The sequence below is a fragment of the Bifidobacterium pluvialisilvae genome, from assembly GCF_019331695.1.
Classification (GTDB): domain Bacteria; phylum Actinomycetota; class Actinomycetes; order Actinomycetales; family Bifidobacteriaceae; genus Galliscardovia; species Galliscardovia pluvialisilvae.
Genome location: NZ_JAHBBI010000001.1, coordinates 195,962 through 213,677, shown reverse-complemented (window position 1 = coordinate 213,677; position 17,716 = coordinate 195,962). Strand labels below are relative to the sequence as shown.

The 17,716-nt window shown below is 62.1% G+C and carries 14 protein-coding genes; 8 read left to right on the top strand and 6 right to left on the bottom strand.

From position 1 onward, the window contains the following. Window positions 1-37: 37 nt before the first annotated feature. On the bottom strand, window positions 38-1,465 hold the full coding sequence (locus tag KIH77_RS00825; RefSeq protein ID WP_219099192.1) for a bifunctional folylpolyglutamate synthase/dihydrofolate synthase: 1,428 nt from the start codon (window positions 1,463-1,465) through the stop codon (window positions 38-40). A gap of 283 nt (window positions 1,466-1,748) precedes the next feature. On the opposite strand from KIH77_RS00825, the gene KIH77_RS00820 reads away from it, so the two are divergent. The 6 genes from KIH77_RS00820 to KIH77_RS00795 all read left to right on the top strand — a co-directional run bounded on the left by KIH77_RS00820 (window position 1,749) and on the right by KIH77_RS00795 (window position 8,225). Continuing rightward, window positions 1,749-3,365, top strand: coding sequence for an aminopeptidase P family protein (locus tag KIH77_RS00820; RefSeq protein ID WP_219099191.1), 1,617 nt, complete (start codon window positions 1,749-1,751; stop codon window positions 3,363-3,365). 1 nt (window position 3,366) lies between these two features. Then, entirely contained in the window at window positions 3,367-3,870 is a 504-nt protein-coding gene (locus tag KIH77_RS00815; protein WP_219099190.1) for an NUDIX hydrolase, read from the top strand. A 416-nt stretch (window positions 3,871-4,286) separates the two neighbouring features. Beyond that, a complete protein-coding gene (locus KIH77_RS00810) occupies window positions 4,287-5,327 on the top strand; it encodes an NAD(P)-dependent alcohol dehydrogenase (protein WP_219099189.1) in 1,041 nt (346 codons plus the stop codon). Between the two features lie 195 nt (window positions 5,328-5,522). After that, on the top strand, window positions 5,523-6,839 hold the full coding sequence (locus tag KIH77_RS00805; protein WP_219099188.1) for an MFS transporter: 1,317 nt from the start codon (window positions 5,523-5,525) through the stop codon (window positions 6,837-6,839). 141 nt (window positions 6,840-6,980) lie between these two features. Next, complete coding sequence (locus KIH77_RS00800; RefSeq protein WP_219099187.1) at window positions 6,981-7,862, top strand: helix-turn-helix domain-containing protein; 882 nt, start codon at window positions 6,981-6,983, stop codon at window positions 7,860-7,862. Window positions 7,863-7,934: 72 nt separating this feature from the next. Then, a complete protein-coding gene (locus tag KIH77_RS00795; RefSeq protein WP_219099186.1) occupies window positions 7,935-8,225 on the top strand; it encodes a hypothetical protein in 291 nt (96 codons plus the stop codon). A gap of 35 nt (window positions 8,226-8,260) precedes the next feature. On the opposite strand, the gene KIH77_RS00790 is transcribed toward KIH77_RS00795, so the two are convergent. Beyond that, window positions 8,261-9,487: an ROK family protein gene (locus tag KIH77_RS00790; protein WP_219099185.1), complete on the bottom strand. Its 1,227-nt coding sequence runs from the start codon at window positions 9,485-9,487 to the stop codon at window positions 8,261-8,263. A gap of 224 nt (window positions 9,488-9,711) precedes the next feature. On the opposite strand from KIH77_RS00790, the gene KIH77_RS00785 reads away from it, so the two are divergent. Next, complete coding sequence (locus KIH77_RS00785; RefSeq protein ID WP_219099184.1) at window positions 9,712-11,214, top strand: xylulokinase; 1,503 nt, start codon at window positions 9,712-9,714, stop codon at window positions 11,212-11,214. A 99-nt stretch (window positions 11,215-11,313) separates the two neighbouring features. Here KIH77_RS00785 and KIH77_RS00780 read toward each other — a convergent pair whose 3' ends face one another. The 4 genes from KIH77_RS00780 to KIH77_RS00765 form a co-directional block, all read right to left on the bottom strand. Further along, entirely contained in the window at window positions 11,314-11,928 is a 615-nt protein-coding gene (locus KIH77_RS00780; RefSeq protein WP_219099183.1) for a TetR/AcrR family transcriptional regulator, read from the bottom strand. A gap of 221 nt (window positions 11,929-12,149) precedes the next feature. Further along, window positions 12,150-12,980, bottom strand: coding sequence for a carbohydrate ABC transporter permease (locus KIH77_RS00775; RefSeq protein ID WP_236024379.1), 831 nt, complete (start codon window positions 12,978-12,980; stop codon window positions 12,150-12,152). Then, window positions 12,980-13,924: a carbohydrate ABC transporter permease gene (locus tag KIH77_RS00770; protein ID WP_219099181.1), complete on the bottom strand. Its 945-nt coding sequence runs from the start codon at window positions 13,922-13,924 to the stop codon at window positions 12,980-12,982. Before KIH77_RS00770 ends, KIH77_RS00775 begins: the two co-directional genes overlap by 1 nt. Before the next feature lie 51 nt (window positions 13,925-13,975). After that, a complete protein-coding gene (locus tag KIH77_RS00765) occupies window positions 13,976-15,280 on the bottom strand; it encodes an extracellular solute-binding protein (RefSeq protein ID WP_219099180.1) in 1,305 nt (434 codons plus the stop codon). 282 nt (window positions 15,281-15,562) lie between these two features. On the opposite strand from KIH77_RS00765, the gene KIH77_RS00760 reads away from it, so the two are divergent. Next, window positions 15,563-17,524 carry a right-handed parallel beta-helix repeat-containing protein gene (locus KIH77_RS00760; protein ID WP_219099179.1) on the top strand — a complete coding sequence of 654 codons (1,962 nt, stop codon included), beginning with the start codon at window positions 15,563-15,565 and terminating at the stop codon, window positions 17,522-17,524. Window positions 17,525-17,716 lie beyond the last annotated feature (192 nt).

The following is a 17,716-nucleotide window of genomic DNA, read 5'->3' as shown; positions in this document are numbered from 1 at the left end:
CGGTAAGCGTGGATGATGCTGTATGACGTCGACGCGCTCAGTCCTGTTCCGCACGTTCGGACTTCGGCTTTTTGAGGTCCTCGTTCACCTGTTCCTTGAGCAGGTGGCGGGCGTCGCCGGCGGTGACGAAGCTGCCGCAGACGAGCACGCCGTGGCCGTAGCCGACGCCGGTCTCATCGGCGGAGTCCACGAGGTCCACCGCCGTCTGAATGGCGTCGGGCAGGAAGTCCTTGCGGATCACACGGTCCGGTCCGAACACGTCGATGGCGATCTTCTCGAGGTCCTCGGCCGGCATGACGCGGCTCTTCCACGAGTTTTCGGTGACGACGATGGTGTCGAGCATGGGTTCGAGCACGCCGAGCACGTCCTCCACGTCCTTGTCGGCCATCATGGAGACCACGCCGACGAGCTGCTGGAAGTCGAAGTTCTCCTCGATGGCGTCGCGCAGCGCGTTGACGGCGTTGAGGTTATGGCCACCGTCCACGATGATGGTCGGCGAGGTGCGGACCACCTCGATGCGCCCGGGGACCTTGACGGAGCTCAGCGATTCGGCCACGACGTCGCCGTCGAGCGGCCCATTGACCGGTACGACGACCTCGGCCGCGGCGAGTGCGCTCAGCGCGTTATGCGCCTGATGCTCGCCGAACATGGAGACGGGAACATCCTCGTACAGGCCGTTGGGCGTGCGCAGTGTGACGAGCTGGCCGCCGACGGCGGGCTTGCGGGAGACGACTTCCATCTCCTCGCCGTCGCGCACCAGCCCCTGCGCATGCTTCTCCTTCGCGGTGCGTTCGATGATAGGAAGCACGGCCTCGGCATGCGGTTGCGGTCCGACGATCACGGTGGAGTTCGACTTGATGATGCCGGCCTTCTGTTCGGCGATCTGTTCGACGGTGTCGCCGAGCCACTGCATGTGGTCCATGTCGACCGGGCCGATGATGGAGGCGTCGCCGTCGAGCACGTTGGTGGCGTCCCAGAGGCCGCCCATGCCGACCTCGACGACGGCCACGTCGACCGGGGCGTCGGCGAACGCCCAGAACGCCATGGTGGTGAGCACCTCGAAGAAGCTCATCTTCGGGTCGCCGAGCTTGGCGGACTTGGCGTCGAGCAGGTCGATGAAGTCCTTGACCTGGTCCCAGATGTCGATGAACTCGTCGTCGGAGAGCTGCTGGCCGTCGATGCGGATGCGTTCGGTCACCTTCTCCACATGCGGCGACGTGTACAGGCCGGTGCGCAGACCGTAATGACGACACAGCGATTCGACCATGCGGGCCGTGGACCCCTTGCCGTTGGTGCCGGTGATGTGCACCACACGGAACGACTGCTGGGGGTTGCCCAGCATGTCCATGATCTCGGCCATGCGGTCGATCTTCGGGTCGAAGTCATGCTCCGGCGCCCGTCCCATGATCATACGGTACACTTCGTCGAGGGTCTTGCCCTCCCTGTTGGGATGTTCGAACGACATACTCCGCCTTCATCGCCCCGTCAGGGCATCAATTCACATTACTTTTTGCTCGATGTATTCTAGGCAATCGCCGTGACCACCCGACGTCGCTTTGGCATGGGCGAACATCCCGTCGCACGTATCGTGTCCCATCCTCCACACTGTCGCCCGCCCCGGCGCGGCGTCCGACCGTCGGCCACGGCCACGTGAGGACGGCGAAATCGGCGTCCGCGTAAACGAATCATCGAACATTCGGGTCCTACAATGGGCGAGGAATATGACCATGTTCTTATGAAAGGAGCGGATGGTGTCGGCAGATGACGAGGCGCGCAGGGCGCAGGCCGCGAAACGATACGAGGCGGATGAGGAGGAGCTGACCGCTCAGGCGGTGGGCGAGCGCGTGACGAACCGCACGCTCTCCCCGAAGTCGGAGTCGTTCAAGGCGTTCATGACCGAAGGCTGGGGCGCGGTCGACCCCGGCATCGAGCCGCTGGAATCCAGCAAGTACATCCCGGCCCGTCTCGAGGCGCTGGGCAAACGCTTCCCCGACAGCCGCATCGTACTGCCGGCCGGCCAGCCGAAGGCCCGCAACAACGACTGCGACTATGCGTTCCGCGCCGATACGTCGTTCGCCTACTACACGGGCCTCGGCGAGGACTACGAGGCCGGCGCAGTGCTCGTGCTCGACCCGGTGGCCCCCGACTCGCCGGAGGCGAAGGCCGGCAGGACCCATACGGCCACACTGTTCCTCAAGCCCCGCGCCGACCAGACCACCGAGGACTACTACCGTTCCGGCTACGGCGAATACTGGGTGGGCGCGCGCCCAGGCCTGGAGGAGTTCACCACGATGACCGGCCTGGACACGCGTGACATCTCCCAGCTCGACGACGCGCTGAGCAAGGACGTCGGCCCCGAGGCCGGCGCCGTGCAGCTGCGCGTGATCCGTGAGGCCGACCCGCAGGTCACCGGCGAGGTGGAGCGCATCCGCGAGCAGAACGGCTGGGACGACCCGGACCGCAACCGCGCGGCCGACGACCGTCTGCACGAGTTCGCCGCCGAGGCACGCATGGTCAAGGACGAGTATGAGGTGGGCGAGCTGCGCAAGGCCGTGGCCGCCACCCACCGCGGCTTCGACCGCATGCTCGCCGCCCTGCCGCGTGCGCTCGGCAAGCCGCGCAGCGAACGCATCCTCGAGGGCGCGTTCAACGCGAACGCCCGCGAGGAGGGCAACGACGAAGGCTATGAGACCATCGTGGCGTCGGGCCCGCACGCGGCCACGCTGCACTGGGTGCGCAACACCGGCAGCATCGGCTCCGGCGAGCTGCTGCTCATCGACGCCGGCGTGGAGGTCAACAGCCTGTACACGGCCGACATCACGCGCACGTTCCCGACGAACGGCAGGTTCACGCCGTTCCAGCGGCGTCTCTATGAGGCCGTGCTCAAGGCGCAGCAGGCGGGCTTCGACGCCGCCAGGCCGGGCGTGACCTACCATCACATCCACGATGCGGTGATGCGTTCGATCGCCGAGTCGCTGCACGAGTTCGGCATCCTGCCGGTGAGCGTGGAGGAGTCGCTCTCCCCCGAGGGCCAGCAGCACCGCCGTTGGCTCGCCTGCGGCGTGGCGCATCATCTTGGCCTCGACGTGCACGACTGCGCGCAGGCCCGCTTCGAGTCGTATCAGGATCGTCCGATCACGCCGGGCATCACGTTCACCATCGAGCCGGGACTCTACTTCAAGGAGAACGACCTGCTGGTGCCGCCCGAATACCGTGGCATCGGCATCCGCATCGAGGACGACGTGCTCATGACCGAGGACGGCCCCGAATGGATCAGCCGCGACATCCCGAAGCAGCCCGACGACGTGGAGGCGTGGATGGCCGCCCAGGCGGCGAAGGGCGCGGACGCCGGGAAGGCCGACTGACATGGCGACCCCGGAGTTCGTGCTGGAACTGAGGAAGAAGATCGGCCATGACCCGCTGTGGCTCATCGGCGTCTCCGCCTATGTGGAGGACGCCGAGGGCCGCGTGCTGCTCGGCCGTCGCGCCGACACGGGCGAATGGGCCATGGTCTACGGCATCAACGAGCCGGGCGAGGAGCCGGCCGTCACGGTCGTGCGCGAGGTGAAGGAGGAGACCGGCGTGGACTGTGTGCCCACGGAGCTGGTCTCGGTCAAGTCCTCCACCGTCATGATCACGTATGCGAACGGCGACCAGGCCATGTACATGGATCATCTGTTCCTGTGCTCGCTCGCCCCCGGCGGCAATGCGGACCCGTTCGTCGGCGACGACGAAAGCCTCACCGTCGGCTGGTTCTCCCCCGACGACCTGCCGCAGCCGCTGGCCGCGACCACGGTGGAGCGCATGGGCTATGTCCGCGAGTTCCGTCGTCGCGGCGACCATCGGGCGCTGTTCTCCGTCGACGAATAGTATCGCCCTATTCGACCGCGAGACCAAGCAGGCCATCTATCCCATATAACGGGATAGATGGCCAATTTTTTCCATATAACCACGCACATTGATACAATTTTACTTTTCTTAGCCCATAAAGATACTTTCTTTGCATCATAGGTCCCTATATGCGAACGCCTGCTCCATCTCGAAGAATGGCATATCCGGCAACATGTTTGACATACTGCAAAACAGCATATTTCACCATATCCAAAATGTTATCTAGGACACATCGCATATGTCTGTCAAATCGAAGGTGCAAAATTAATATCATTTCTCGTTATTGACACCCGATATCTGACGGATTTTTTCGTCCTACGATGGTGTCAACGCCAACGAAGGCGCACCGATTCACTCAAGGTTGAGGGAACGGTCAACGACAATTAGGAGGAACCATGAAGGCTGTCGTTCTCGAACATCAGGGTCTGATCAACATCCGCGAAGTACCGGACGTCCCCGCTCCGGGCCCGGGTGAACTGCGCATCGCCCCGCACACCGTGGGCATCTGCGGCTCCGACGTGCACTACTACACGCACGGACGCATCGGACAGTTCGTCGTCAAGGCCCCGATGATCCTCGGACATGAAGCCGCCGGCACCGTGCTTGAGGTCGGCCCCGGCGTCACCGACTTCAAGCCGGGCGACCGCGTGGCCATGGAGCCTGGCATCCCCGACATGACCTCCCGCGCCAGCCGCATGGGAATGTACAACGTCGACCCGGCCGTGCGTTTCTTCGCCACCCCGCCGGTGGACGGCTGCCTGTGCGAGCAGGTCATCCACCCCGCCGCATTCACCTACAAGCTCCCCGACAACATGAGCTTCGGCGAAGGCGCGCTGCTTGAGCCCCTCTCGGTGGGCATGCATTCGGCCACCAAGGCCGGCATCAAGCCCGGCGACATCGCCGTCGTAGCCGGTTCGGGCACCGTCGGCATCCTGACCGCGGCCTCCGCGCTGGCGGCCGGCGCCGCAAAGGTGTACGTCTCCGACATTTCCGACGTCAAGCTCGACATCGTCTCGCAAATTCCCGGCGTCGTCCCGGTCGACCTCAAGAAGGAGGACCTCGTCGAGAAGGTCAAGGACGAGACCGGCGGCTGGGGTGCGGACGTGGTGTTCGAATGCTCCGGCGCCGAGAAGTCGTTCGAGACGATCCTCGAGGTCGGCGCCCCCGGCAACACCACCGTGTTCGTGGGCATGCCCGTGGACAAGGTACCCTTTGACGTGGTCGCCGCACAGGCCCGCGAGACCACCATCATGACGATCTTCCGCTACCGCAACGTCTACCAGAAGGCCATCGATCTGGTCGCCGCCGGCAAGCTCAACCTCAAGCCGTTCATCACGGACACCTACTCCATGGACAACGCCATCGACGCGTTCAAGCGCGTCGAGGAGGTACGTCCGGAGGACGTCAAGATCCAGATCACCGTGGACCAGCAGTAAACATGCCCCACAGGCGCCGGCGCGCTCCTCGTAACGGCACCGGCGCCCCTCTCCTTTCGTTTCTTCCTCTCCTTCCACGATGCCTCGCCAAGGCCTTCGGACACGGGCCGGTAACCCGTGCGTTCGCAAGCGCCAACCTTGGGAACGCCTTGGCGTAGCATCGGTTTCTTCGTTCATTCTTTTCAAGGGGTAATTATGCTTTTCGGCGTCAACAAGAAACTCATCGCCGGTTACATCGCTATCGCCATCTTCATGACGGGCGACGGCTTCGAACTCACATTCCTCTCCCGCTTCATGGTCGACCAGGGCTTCTCGGCCGTGCAGGCATCGATGATGCCCACCATCTACGGTCTGGTGGGCGCATTCGCCGCCTGGGCGTCCGGCGTGGTCTCAGAACTGTGCGGAACCAAGCGTGTCATGATCTTCGGAGGCGTGTCCTGGGTGGTGCTGCAGATCATCCTGCTGGGCGTGGCCATTCCTTCCGGCTCCTACCCGTTCATCCTCACCGTCTACGCCATTCGAGGCATCGGCTACCCGCTGCTCATGTACTCGTTCCTGGTGATGATCACCGAAGTCACCGACAAGCGCCATCTCGCCTCCGCCGTCGGCCTGTTCTGGGCCGCGTTCGAAATCGGCATCGGCGTGCTCGGCACCTACGTGCCCAGCGCCGTGATCCGCGCGTTCGGCGAATACACCACACTGTGGGTGGCCGTACCGTTCGCCGTGGTGGGCACTCTCGTGGTGGTCTTCTGCCTCAAGCCGACCAGCGATGCCAAGGGCAAGGGCATGACCGGCAAGGAGGTGGGCCGTGAACTCGCCCGCGGCGTCACCGTGATCTTCCAGGACCATCAGGTGTTCCTCGCCGTGTGCGCCCGCGCCATCTGCAACTTCTCCCTCTACGGCCTGCCCGTCATCATGCCGCTGTATCTGGCCAGCCACACCAACGGCGGCGGCGCGTGGTTCGAGGTGACCGACTGGATGGTCATCTGGGGCACGATGAACGTGATCACCGTGTTCACGAACGTGATGTGGGGCCGCATAGGCGACAAGCACGGCTGGATCCGCCAGATGCGCTGGTTCGGCGCCGGCCTGTGCGCACTCGGCACGCTGTGGTTCTACTATGTGCCGCAGTTCTTCGGCAAAAGCTGGCCGCTGATGATCGTCGGCGCCGTCATCCTCGCCTTCGGATTCACGGCGTTCGTGCCCATGGCCGCCATCTTCCCGGCGCTGATCCCCGACCATCCGGGCGCAGCGGTCTCCGCCAACAACCTCGCCAGCGGACTCTCCACCTTCGGCGGCCCGCTGATCGCCACTCTGCTCATCCCCGTCGTCGGATTCGGCGGCGTGTGCTGGGCCTACGCGATCTTCTACATCATCGGATCGCTGCTCACCTGGTTCATCCACCCCAAGCAGCCCGGCTTCGACCTCAACGGCCGCAAGCTCCCCGAGGAGCAGCGCCGCAAGGAGCTTGAGCTGGAGGAAGCCGCCTTCACCGCGGCGCAGCCGGCCTGACCGCCTTCCCGCCCGGCGGCCTGACGGAAAAACGGCATCCCATTCCCTCCGTCGCATGTCATACGGTGTCATACGGTATGTCGTGCGACGGATGCGGTATGGTGAAAACCGATTTCCGAGGATAACGGCGAGAGGTGAATCATGCCAGCACCGATGAACGGCAACGGACAGCTTGAGGTCATCGTGCCCGATTACAACACATCGATTCGATGGGTGGAACACGGCTACCCCTGTAATCTGACCAAATGGCACTATCATCCGGAAATCGAATTCCATCTCATCCGGCAATCCACCGGCTACATGATGGTGGGCGACGGTCTTATCCCGTTCGAACCAGGGCAGTTCACGTTGATTGGAAGCAATGTGCCCCATCACTGGATCTCCGACATCGATACGGACGAGGTATTGTCCGAACGAGATGTGGCCTGCCAGATTCATCCGAACAAGCTGATGTCCCTCGTCTGGCTGTTTCCCGAAGCGGCTCCCATCCACACCGTACTGGAGCGTTCGCGCCACGGCATCCTGCTCAAAGGCGCATCCGCGGCACGGGCGGCGGAGCTGCTGGAATCGGAAAAGGACCACTCGCCGTATCAGCGGCTCATCGACGTGCTCGCGCTGCTGCAGGTGTTCGCTCTTGCCCCGGATGACGAATGGGAAACCATCGTTACTCCGTCGTTCGCCCCGGACACCGGTTCCGACGTCTCCGAACGCATCAACACGACCCTGGCCTACATCAACGCCAATCTCGGCGGAGACATATCCCTTGACGACATCGCCGACCGGGTGGCCATGAACCCGGCGGCGTTCTCCCGCTTCTTCCACCAGACCACCGGCATCAATTTCTCCGATCTGGTCTCACGGCTGCGCATATCGCACGCCTGCAAGCTGCTGGTGACCACCAGCCAGCCCATCAGCCGCATACGCGCGGCCTGCGGCTACCGTAATGCGTCGAACTTCAACCGACGTTTCCTGGAAGAAATCGGCATGACGCCTTCCGCCTACCGCAGCTCCTACGGCAAGTGACGCAGCAGGAAGCGTCGGACGTCGGTCCATGGCCTGTTCCGCAAGGTCCGTGTCAGGAGGACAATGGGAGTCATGTTCTATGCAATCACCGTCATACTCACCGTCGCATCGTTCCTCATCGGCGTGCTGATCGTCTCGCTGCCACGTTCGTCACGCATGATGAGCCGTGCACAGCTCATCGTCATGCTGCTGCTGGTCATCCTGCTCATCGGCATGCTGGCGGTGACATACATGTTCCACAGCGAGTTCGCATCATGGGCGGTCCTCATCGCGGCTCTCGTCGGCGATATCATCGGCCGAATCCGTGCGGTCAACGAGTTCGTCGTCGAACACGACCCGTGGGACATCTTTGCGCTGCGATGATACCCCGAGTACGGCCCGGCGCAGCGGGGAGACGTTCATACGTTTAGGTAGCGGACCGGATGCTCGACGAACTGGCGCAAACCATGGCAGGCTGCGCCATACAGCGCCGGCCGGTCCACGGTCCGACAGCCGATCACACGCACGTTCAGGGCATACCTGGCGAGGATCTGCGGCACGATGCGCATACGGAGTCTCGCGGTCAGGTCCTCTTCGAAAGTGGACCAGAATCCGCCGAGCACGATGGTGCTGACGTCCACCATGTTGATGACCGACACCGCCACCGACGACATCGCGTCCAGCGCCTGCTCGATGGCCCGCACCGCTTTGCCGTCGCCCTCCCGCCAACGATGGTAGAGCTCATCCGCGTATTCGGGCCTGGCGGCTTCGTCGCCTTCCGCGATGCCGGCCGACCGGACCAGCTCCCGGCGACCCGCGTACATCTCCAGGCATCCCCGACGGCCGCAACGGCACTGCGGGCCGTTCATGTCCACGGAGACGTGTCCGAGTTCGCCGCCGAACCCATGGTCCCCCCGCACCACGCTTCCGGAGCGCACGATGGCACCGCCGACGCCGACGTCCGTGGATATGTACAGGAATGAGTCGTTGGGGTCGAGGGGCGTCTCAGCCCGGGTGCGGCGGGCGGCATAGCCCGGCACTTGGGCGATGGCGGCGAGGTTCGCCTCGTTCTCGCCCACGGCGTCGAGACGCCGCACCACGTCGAAACGGTCCAGTTCCAGATTCGACCATCCCAGATTGGGTGCCATGATGAGGCTCCGATCCGCCGCGACCAGACCGGGAAGGGCAAGACCTGTGCCGACAATCCGATACCGCCGCTTCTTAAGACGGGTCTCCACGGGGGCGACAAGAGCGTCAAGACGGGCGAAGGCGTCATACGGGTCGGCATTGGTGAGGTCGCATTCGACCCACTCCTGCGCCACGGTCTTGCCGGCGATATCGAGGACCATGTAGCCGTATCCGTCCGTATTGATCTGCAAACCGATGCCGGCCCACTTGCCGGACCGGAAGCCCAGAGGGGTGCTGGGGCGGCCGTTCGACGACTCCTGCTGCGGGGCGAGCTGTTCGACGACACCGTTGCCGAGCAGAATCTCGGCGAGCAGCGACATGGTCGCCTTCGTCAGACCGGTCTCCTTGGCCAGCTGCGCGCGCGACAGCGGCGTCGTCGAATGCAGCAGCGTGGTAAGTACCACGGACAGGTTGTGGTTGCGCAGATCGTCCTGGTTGATGCTGCGTGCACGTGGCATGATAATCCACCTTCGGGTTTTAGAATCGTAATGAACTAACTCTTAACATTCAGAATACAGTAGGCACAAGTCATATACACCTATGACGTGATAAGAAGTGATACATTTTTAACCCTCTTAGTTTTTCCGTCTAATAAACAAGTATACTGAAAACCGATGGAGCAACAACGAGGTTCCCATCCGGGATCTCCCGCCAGTTTCCCCCGATATCAAAGGAGTCATCAATGGTCGATCGAATTCTCGTTGCCGGCGTGGATACGTCCACGCAGTCCTGCAAGGTGCGCGTCACCGATGCCGCCACCGGCGAACTCGTCCGGTTCGGTCAGGCGAAGCACCCCGACGGCACCAGCGTGGACCCCGAGGCCTGGTGGAACGCGTTTCTTGAGGCATCCGAACAGGCGGGCGGCCTCGACGACGTGTCCGCCATCGCCGTGGGAGGCCAGCAGCATGGCATGGTGCTGCTCGACGAACAGGGCGACGTCGTTCGCGACGCGCTGCTGTGGAACGACACCCGCAGCGCCCCGCAGGCCGAACAGCTCATCGACATGCTCGGCGAGGCGCCGGCCTCTGAAGGCGAAAGCGACGACCCGCACAAGCGCGGCATCCAGCGCTGGGTCAAGGCCGTGGGCTCCTCCCCCGTTGCCTCGTACACGCTGACCAAGATCATGTGGGTGGCGCAGAACGAACCGGACAACGCGGCACGCATCGCCGCGGTCTGCTTGCCGCACGACTGGCTCAGCTGGCGTATCGCGGGATTCGGCCCGGTCGGCCCCGGCGAGGACGCGCATCTCGATTCCCTGTTCACCGACCGTTCCGACGCCTCCGGCACCAGCTACTACGACGCCGCCCACGACACGTACCGTCCGGACCTCATCGACATGGCCATCGGACGCCACGACATCATCCTGCCCGTGGTCCTCGGCCCCAACACCGCGGCTCCGGTGAAGGCCGACCCCGCCATCGCCGGCAAGGATGTGCCCGGCGGCTGTCTCATCGGCCCCGGCGGCGGCGACAACGCCATGGCCTCCCTCGGACTCGGCATGGCCGTCGGCGACGTGTCCGTGTCGCTTGGCACGTCGGGTGTAGCCGCCGCCATCGCCGAGAACCCGGTGTATGACCTTACGGGCGCCATCAGCGGCTTCGCCGACTGCACCGGCCACTTCCTGCCGCTGGCCTGCACCATCAACGGCTCACGCATCCTTGATGCCGGTCGCCACGCCCTCGGCGTCGATTATGACGAGCTGGCCGAGCTGGCGTTCGCCGCCGAACCCGGCGCCGGCGGCATCACGCTGATTCCGTATTTCGACGGCGAGCGCACGCCGAACCGTCCGAACGACAAGGCTCGTCTCGAAGGCCTGACTCTGGCGAACACCACGAAGGAGAACCTGGCAAGGGCGTTCGTGGAGTCCCTGCTGTGCTCCCAGCGCGACTGCATCGAGTTGGTCCGTGCGCTCGGCGCCAGCATCGACCGCATCCTGCTTATCGGAGGAGGCGCCAAGTCGAAGGCGATTCGCGAGCTCGCCCCCGCGGTCTTCGGCATGGATGTGACCCTGCCGGCCACCGACGAATATGTGGCCATCGGCGCCGCACGTCAGGCCGCATGGGTATTGGCTTCGCAGGACAATGCCTCGGCACCGACACCCTCCTGGGACATCTCCATCATCGGCACGGAATCCGCCGAGCCCACTCCCGAGGTCTACGAGGCCTACGCCAAGTGGCGTGGCTGATCTGACTCGTCGTCAACGAGTCGTCAACGCGCCATCACACGACGAGACGAAAGGGCCGGTACATCGCAGTGATGTACCGGCCCTTTCGTCGTCTTCGAACTACTTACCGTCATGCTCCGGTATCAGTCGGTTGATGATGTGCATCCATTCGTCAACGAAGTCGATGCCGTCGAGATTATGCAGCCATCGCAACTGCAGCCCGTCCATGGCTCCCAATACCTCAATGGCCGTGCTTTCGGGGTTCTCCACACCGTCACGTCTTGCGCCGTCCGCGTATTCGCTAAGCACACGGTGCTCGCGATCGAGGAAGAATTCGTAGGCGGGATGTTCCGGTGCCAGCGCTTCGGCCTGCAATACGGAATACAGACGGACGAATTCCGATCGCGACTCATTGACCTGCACGTTGGCGATGGTCAGTTCCCGCAATCCCACGGGAAACACGTTGGCGATGCCATTGCCGACTTCGTCCGGAGGAAGGCCGAGTTTCACGGCTATCGCACGTCGGGTAATCATGTCGTGATGATCAATCACCGAGATAAGCAGTTTCTCCTTGTTGCCGAAGTAGTACAGCACCCCCGCCTCGGTGATTCCCTCGGCCTCGGCTATCTCACGGATGGTGGCACCCCAGTATCCGTATTTCGCCACCAGGGTCATGGCCGTGTTGAGTATGCTGTTCCTCCGCTCGGCCGCACTCATCTTGACGGTAGGTGTCATTCGCGTACCGCGTGGCATGGGATACTCCCCTCATACAATTCGCGTACATAATGTTTCACAACTATGCCGCTCCCATACAGCATAGAGAATGACGGCATCATCTTAGAATAACTCGCCCCCCCCCACGCAAGAATCCCGACGCCGAGGAAGTCAGCGTCGGGATTCGTTCATTCTTTTTGGGGCTCCCGTATGGTGGTAAGTCATACGGGAAATATTATCGGCTACTTGCCGAAGCCGGCGGTAAGACCGGCGACCATCTGCCGCCGCCCGATGATGTAGGCGGCAAGAATGGGCAGAACCGATATCACGACTGCGGCGAGGATGCCGGGGACGTCCACGGTGAACTGTCCCTGGAACAGCCACAGGGACAACGGGATGACACGGTTCTCGGTGCTCTGCGTGAGGATCAGCGGGAAGAGGAAGCCATTCCACACGTTGAGCGCATCGTAGATGGCGACCGTGATGACGGCCGGCTTGACCATCGGCAACGCCAGCTGAATCATGGTCTTGAACTCGGATGCGCCGTCGACGGCCATGGCCTCGAACAGCGACTGCGGGACGTCACGCAGGAAGTTCGTCAGAATCAGGATGGTGATCGGGATGGCGAACGCCGCCGAGGGCAGGATCAGCGCCCAAAGGGTGTCGTACAGTCCGATTTGGATGATCAGATAGTAGACGGGGATGATCGTCGCCTGCATGGGGATGGCCAGTCCTGAGATGAAGATCTTGTACAGTCTGCGGGAACCGGCGTCGGTTCGTCGCACTATCACGTAGGCGGCGGGGATGCATACCAGCAGGATGACCAGCACGGTCACGATGGTGACGAACACCGAGTTCTTGACGTACATGAGGAAGTCGTTGGCGAACACGCGTTCGTATGCGGAAACCGTCGGGTGTTCCGGGAACGAGAGCGGGTTGTCGGCGTAGACCGCGTTGGATTCACGCAGCGACGTAACGACGATATAGTAGATCGGCACGACGGTGATGAGCAGCCAGATCCAGCCGAGCGCACCGCCGATGATGTTGTATTCCTTGCCCTTTATACGAATCATCACACACCCTCCATCTGGCTTTCCATCTTGTCGGCGCCCGAAAGCTTGTTGAGCAGCAGCGAGATGACGATACCCATGGCGAGGATCAGCACGCCGATCACACTGGCACCGCCCATGTCGTAGCTCTTGAAGCCCTTGATGTACATGTCGAGCGGCATGATCCTGGTGGCGTTGCCGGGTCCGCCCGAGGTCATGACGTAGACCAGATCGAAGTAGGTCAGCGAGCCGACAATCATCAGCGTGGAATCCGTGGCGAAGGTGTACTTGAGCTGGGGCAGGGTGATGGAGAAGAACTGTCGGACGGTTCCCGCGCCATCGATGCGGGCGGCCTCATACAGGCTGGCCGGAATCTGCCTTACGGCACCTTGGTACAACAGGGAGTGCAACGGTACGAAGCACCAGGAGACCACGAGAATCAGCACCCACAGTGCGGTCTTCGGATCGCCGAGGAAGTTCTGCTCCAGCCATTTCCAGCCGAAGGCTTTGCCGATGCCGAACTGTGGGTCTAGCAGGTTTTTGAAGGCGATGGCCACGGCCGTGGAGGAGAACAGCAGTGGAAGGAAGAAGAACACGGCCAGGAAGGCGCGGTACTTCTGCTTGCCCGCCATGAAGACGCCAAGGAGAATGGACACCGGGGTCTGCACCGCCCAGCAGGCTAGCGTGAGGATGAGGGTGAGCTTCAGGCCATTGAGTGTCAGCGGGTCGCTGAGCATGGCCTTCCAGTTCCCCAAGCCGTTCCAGGTGACGGCGCCGAGGCCGTCCCAGTTCATGAACGACAACACCACCACACCTACCAGAGGGATGAGGGCGAAGATGCCGAACAGTATCATCGCCGGGGCCGCATACCACAGCGACGGCCCCTTGCGCAGTGCCGCGGAACCTGAACCCCCACGGCTCCGGGAGGCGCGTGAGCGTCTGCCCGCCTTTGTTTTCATTTCCGTCATTGCCATTCTCCTTATGCGCCTGTTTACGCCTTCAAGTGGTCAAGCCTCATATCACTTGAGGGTCTTGTTCATGTTGTCCACAAACTGCTGCGGGGTGATCTGGAGCAGGAAGACCTGTTCGAGATTGTTGAGCACGGCCTCGGCCTGATCGGAAGGCAGGGCCTGGTCCCAGGACAGCTGGTAGGAGGGGGCTTCGGAGGCGGCCTCGTAGATGTAGGAGTAGAAGCCGGACTTGGTGTCGGCCTTCTTCACCTTGTCCGCGGCGTTCTTCACGGGAGGCACGGATCCGGTCTCGAGCATGGACGAGACCATGGTGTCGGAGTAGGTGTTGTTCTTCAGGAAGTCGATGGCGTTCTTCTGCTGGGTCTCACTCGCCTTGGAGGAGATGGAGAAGTAGTTGGAGAGGTTGCCTGTCAGATCCTTGGCGTCGCCCTTGCCTCCGGCCACGGTGGGGAATGCGGCGAAGGACAGGTTGTTATCGGCGAAGTCCTTGTTGAGCGCCACGAAGTCCGGGTAGGCCCAAGATCCCTGCATCTCCATGGCCGAGGTGTCATTCACCAGCAGGGCCACGTCCTTGCGGTCATCGGCGGTGAGGGACTGGTAGGTGTTGTCGAAGGCTCCGGCCTTGACGAGGTCCTGGATCTTGGTCATGGCCTCCAGGACCGCGGGATCGCTCCATGCGTCCTTGTCGCCGTTCTCGATCTTCTGGAAGACCTCGGGCCCGCCGATGCGGTCCACCAGGTATGCGGCCCACATCAGGTACGGCCACTTGCTGCCGCCGGCGAGGGTGATTGGGGTCTTGCCCGTAGCCTTGACCTTGTTGACTGCGGTCAGGAGCTCATCCCATGTCTGCGGCTCCTTGGAAACGCCTGCTTCCTTGAGGACCTTCTTGTTGAAGAACAGCAAGGCCGGCTGTACGCCGTTGAACGAGGTGCCGTACAGTTTGCCGTCCACGTAGCCGCCTTCGGCCACGGAATCGAGAACCGTCTTGTCGACGGTGTCCTTGAGGTCGCCGGTCAGGTCGACGATGGAGCCCTGGTCGGCGTAATCCTTCAGCGAGGCCCCGCCCCAGCTCATGATCATCGTCGGCGCGTTGCCGGAGCCAATCGCCGTACGAATCTTCTCCTTGTAGGCGTCGTTGGCGAAGGTCTCGGACGAGATCTTCTTGTCGGGGTTGTCTTTGTTCCACTGCTCGATGGCGTCGCGGACGGGCTTGGTGTTGTTGTCGTTGAACACCCACAAGGTGGCGTCGCTGCCCGACGATGAAGATCCTCCGGGGGTGGAGCCACAGGCACCCAACGGAATGAGCATGGCCAACGAGGCGGTTACCGCCAATGCCTTTACTACCGATTTCATATGAACACTCCTCACTGAGTCGCTCATTGATCCATGGTGGTCCAACCGAATCCATGGTTTTTATTGACAGCCGTCTTCGTGACGACGATTTTTAGTATATACTAAGTAACTACTAAGTGCAAATCTTAGCTATTTAACTCAATTCATCTAATCGAAAGAAGGTTGATATTTCAACAAATATAGATACTTGTCTCTTTTATTTAATTCGTTCATTAATCTAAATAAATTAATATAAATAATCATATAATCAGCGGTATTCGCTGAACCATGAAAGAGGTCACCATGACTCATTCACTGCAACGAGGCAGAGAATTGCACGTGTCCGCCAACGCGGGCGGACCGGTGCAGGACGGCACCGCGCAGGCGCCGTTCGCCACGATTCAGCAGGCTGCGGACATCGCGCGCCCATACGACACGGTCATCGTCCACGACGGCGTATACCGAGAGAACGTCAATCCCAAGAGGGGCGGATTCCGGAACGACGCGCGCATCACCTACACGGTCGCCGAAGGCGAGCACGCAATCATCAAAGGCTCCGAAATCGTCAGCGGATGGGAGAACACCGAAGGCACGGTCTGGCATGTCGTGGTACCCAACTCCCTGTTCGGCGATTTCAACCCATACGACACCCCACTGGAAGGCGATTGGCTGGAGCAGCCGTCCACATGGAAGCCGAGCCTTGGCGACGTCTATCTGAACGGCAAATCATTCTATGAGGCCCCTGACCTCGACGCTGTCATCGCTGCCGAACGCCGCGAAACCGGTCCCGGACCGGACTGGATGGAGATTCCGCTCACCATTCCCCGCGCCGACGAAACCATCTTCCAGTGGTACGCGAAGGTCACCGACGACCACACCGACATCTGGGCAAACTTCCATGAGTTCGACCCGAACCGCGAAACCGTGGAGATCAACGTCCGCAAGGAATGCTTCTACCCACAGCACACCGGCATCGACTACATCACCGTACGCGGCTTCGAGATGGCGCAGGCGGCATGCCCCTGGGCCCCGCCGACCGGCGACCAGCCGGGCCTGATCGGCCCGCACTGGAGCAAGGGCTGGATCATCGAAGACAACACGATCCACGACGCAAAGTGCAGTGCGATCAGCCTCGGCAAGGAATACTCCACCGGAGACAACGAGGCCTTCCGCTGGGACCTCAAGCCCGGCTACCAATGTCAGCTGGAAACGGTGTTCCGAGCCCGCCACATCGGATGGGACAAGGAACACGTCGGCTCGCACATCGTACGCAACAACACCATCTACGATTGCGGGCAGAACGGTGTGGTCGGCCATCTCGGCTGCGTGTTCTCCGTCATCGAGAACAACGAGATCTACAACATCGGCACCAAATACGAGTACTTCGGCCATGAGATCGCCGGCGTGAAGCTGCACGCGGCCATCGACGTGCAGCTGAGGAACAACCGCATCCACGACTGCACGCTGGGCACCTGGCTCGACTGGCAGGCGCAAGGCACGCGCGTCTCCTCGAACGTGTACTACGCGAACGTACGCGACTTCATGATCGAAGTCACGCATGGACCGTGCCTGTTCGACAACAACGTGTTCGCATCGCCGTACAACTTCGACAACATGGCATGGGGCTCCGCGTTCGTGCACAACCTCTTCCTCGGCTCGGCCAGGAAGCGCGACGTACGCAACCGCTTCACGCCATACCACCTGCCGCACAGCACGCAGGTGCTCGGCACGGTGTGCGTCTACGGCAACGACGAGCGCTTCTACCAGAACATCTTCGCCGCATCGAAAATCCTACCCGGCAACGACGCCAAGGACACCAGCGTCTACGATGGCGCCCCCACCAGCCACGAGGAGTTCACCACGCGGGTCCACGCCCAGGGCATCGGCGACCTCGAAATCTTCGAGACGATCCCGGAGGCCATGTACGTGGACGGCAACGCGTATCTCAATGGCACACAGCCGTTCGACCGCGAGGAGCACGCCTACGTCTCGCCGGATGACCCGACGGCGCGCGTCTACACCGACGACGACGGGGCCCTGTGGTGCGAGATCACATTGGGCAAGGAAGGCCTGGACGTCGAGACGCAGATCGTCGACACGGCATTGCTCGGAGCACCGCGCATCGTCGGCGAAGCCTACGAGAACCCGGACGGCTCCCCCATCGTCGTAGATCATGACATCAACGGCGAGGCACGCGGCGAGGCACCCATACCCGGACCGTTCGCGAACCTGAAGCCCGGCACGAACCGCATCCGCCTGGCATAACGCGATCGTTTCCGCCGGCTCCTCCTCCACCGGCGGAAACGACTTACCGCAAAGCCCCTGAACCTCCTTCATGGATTATTCAGGGGCTTTCTCCATGCCTGTTCTCTCCGCTGGTCTCCACCGGAGTCAACGAAACGAATGGGAAGCAAGCAAAAGGGGCATCCCGATAGACTCGGGATACCCCTGATTACG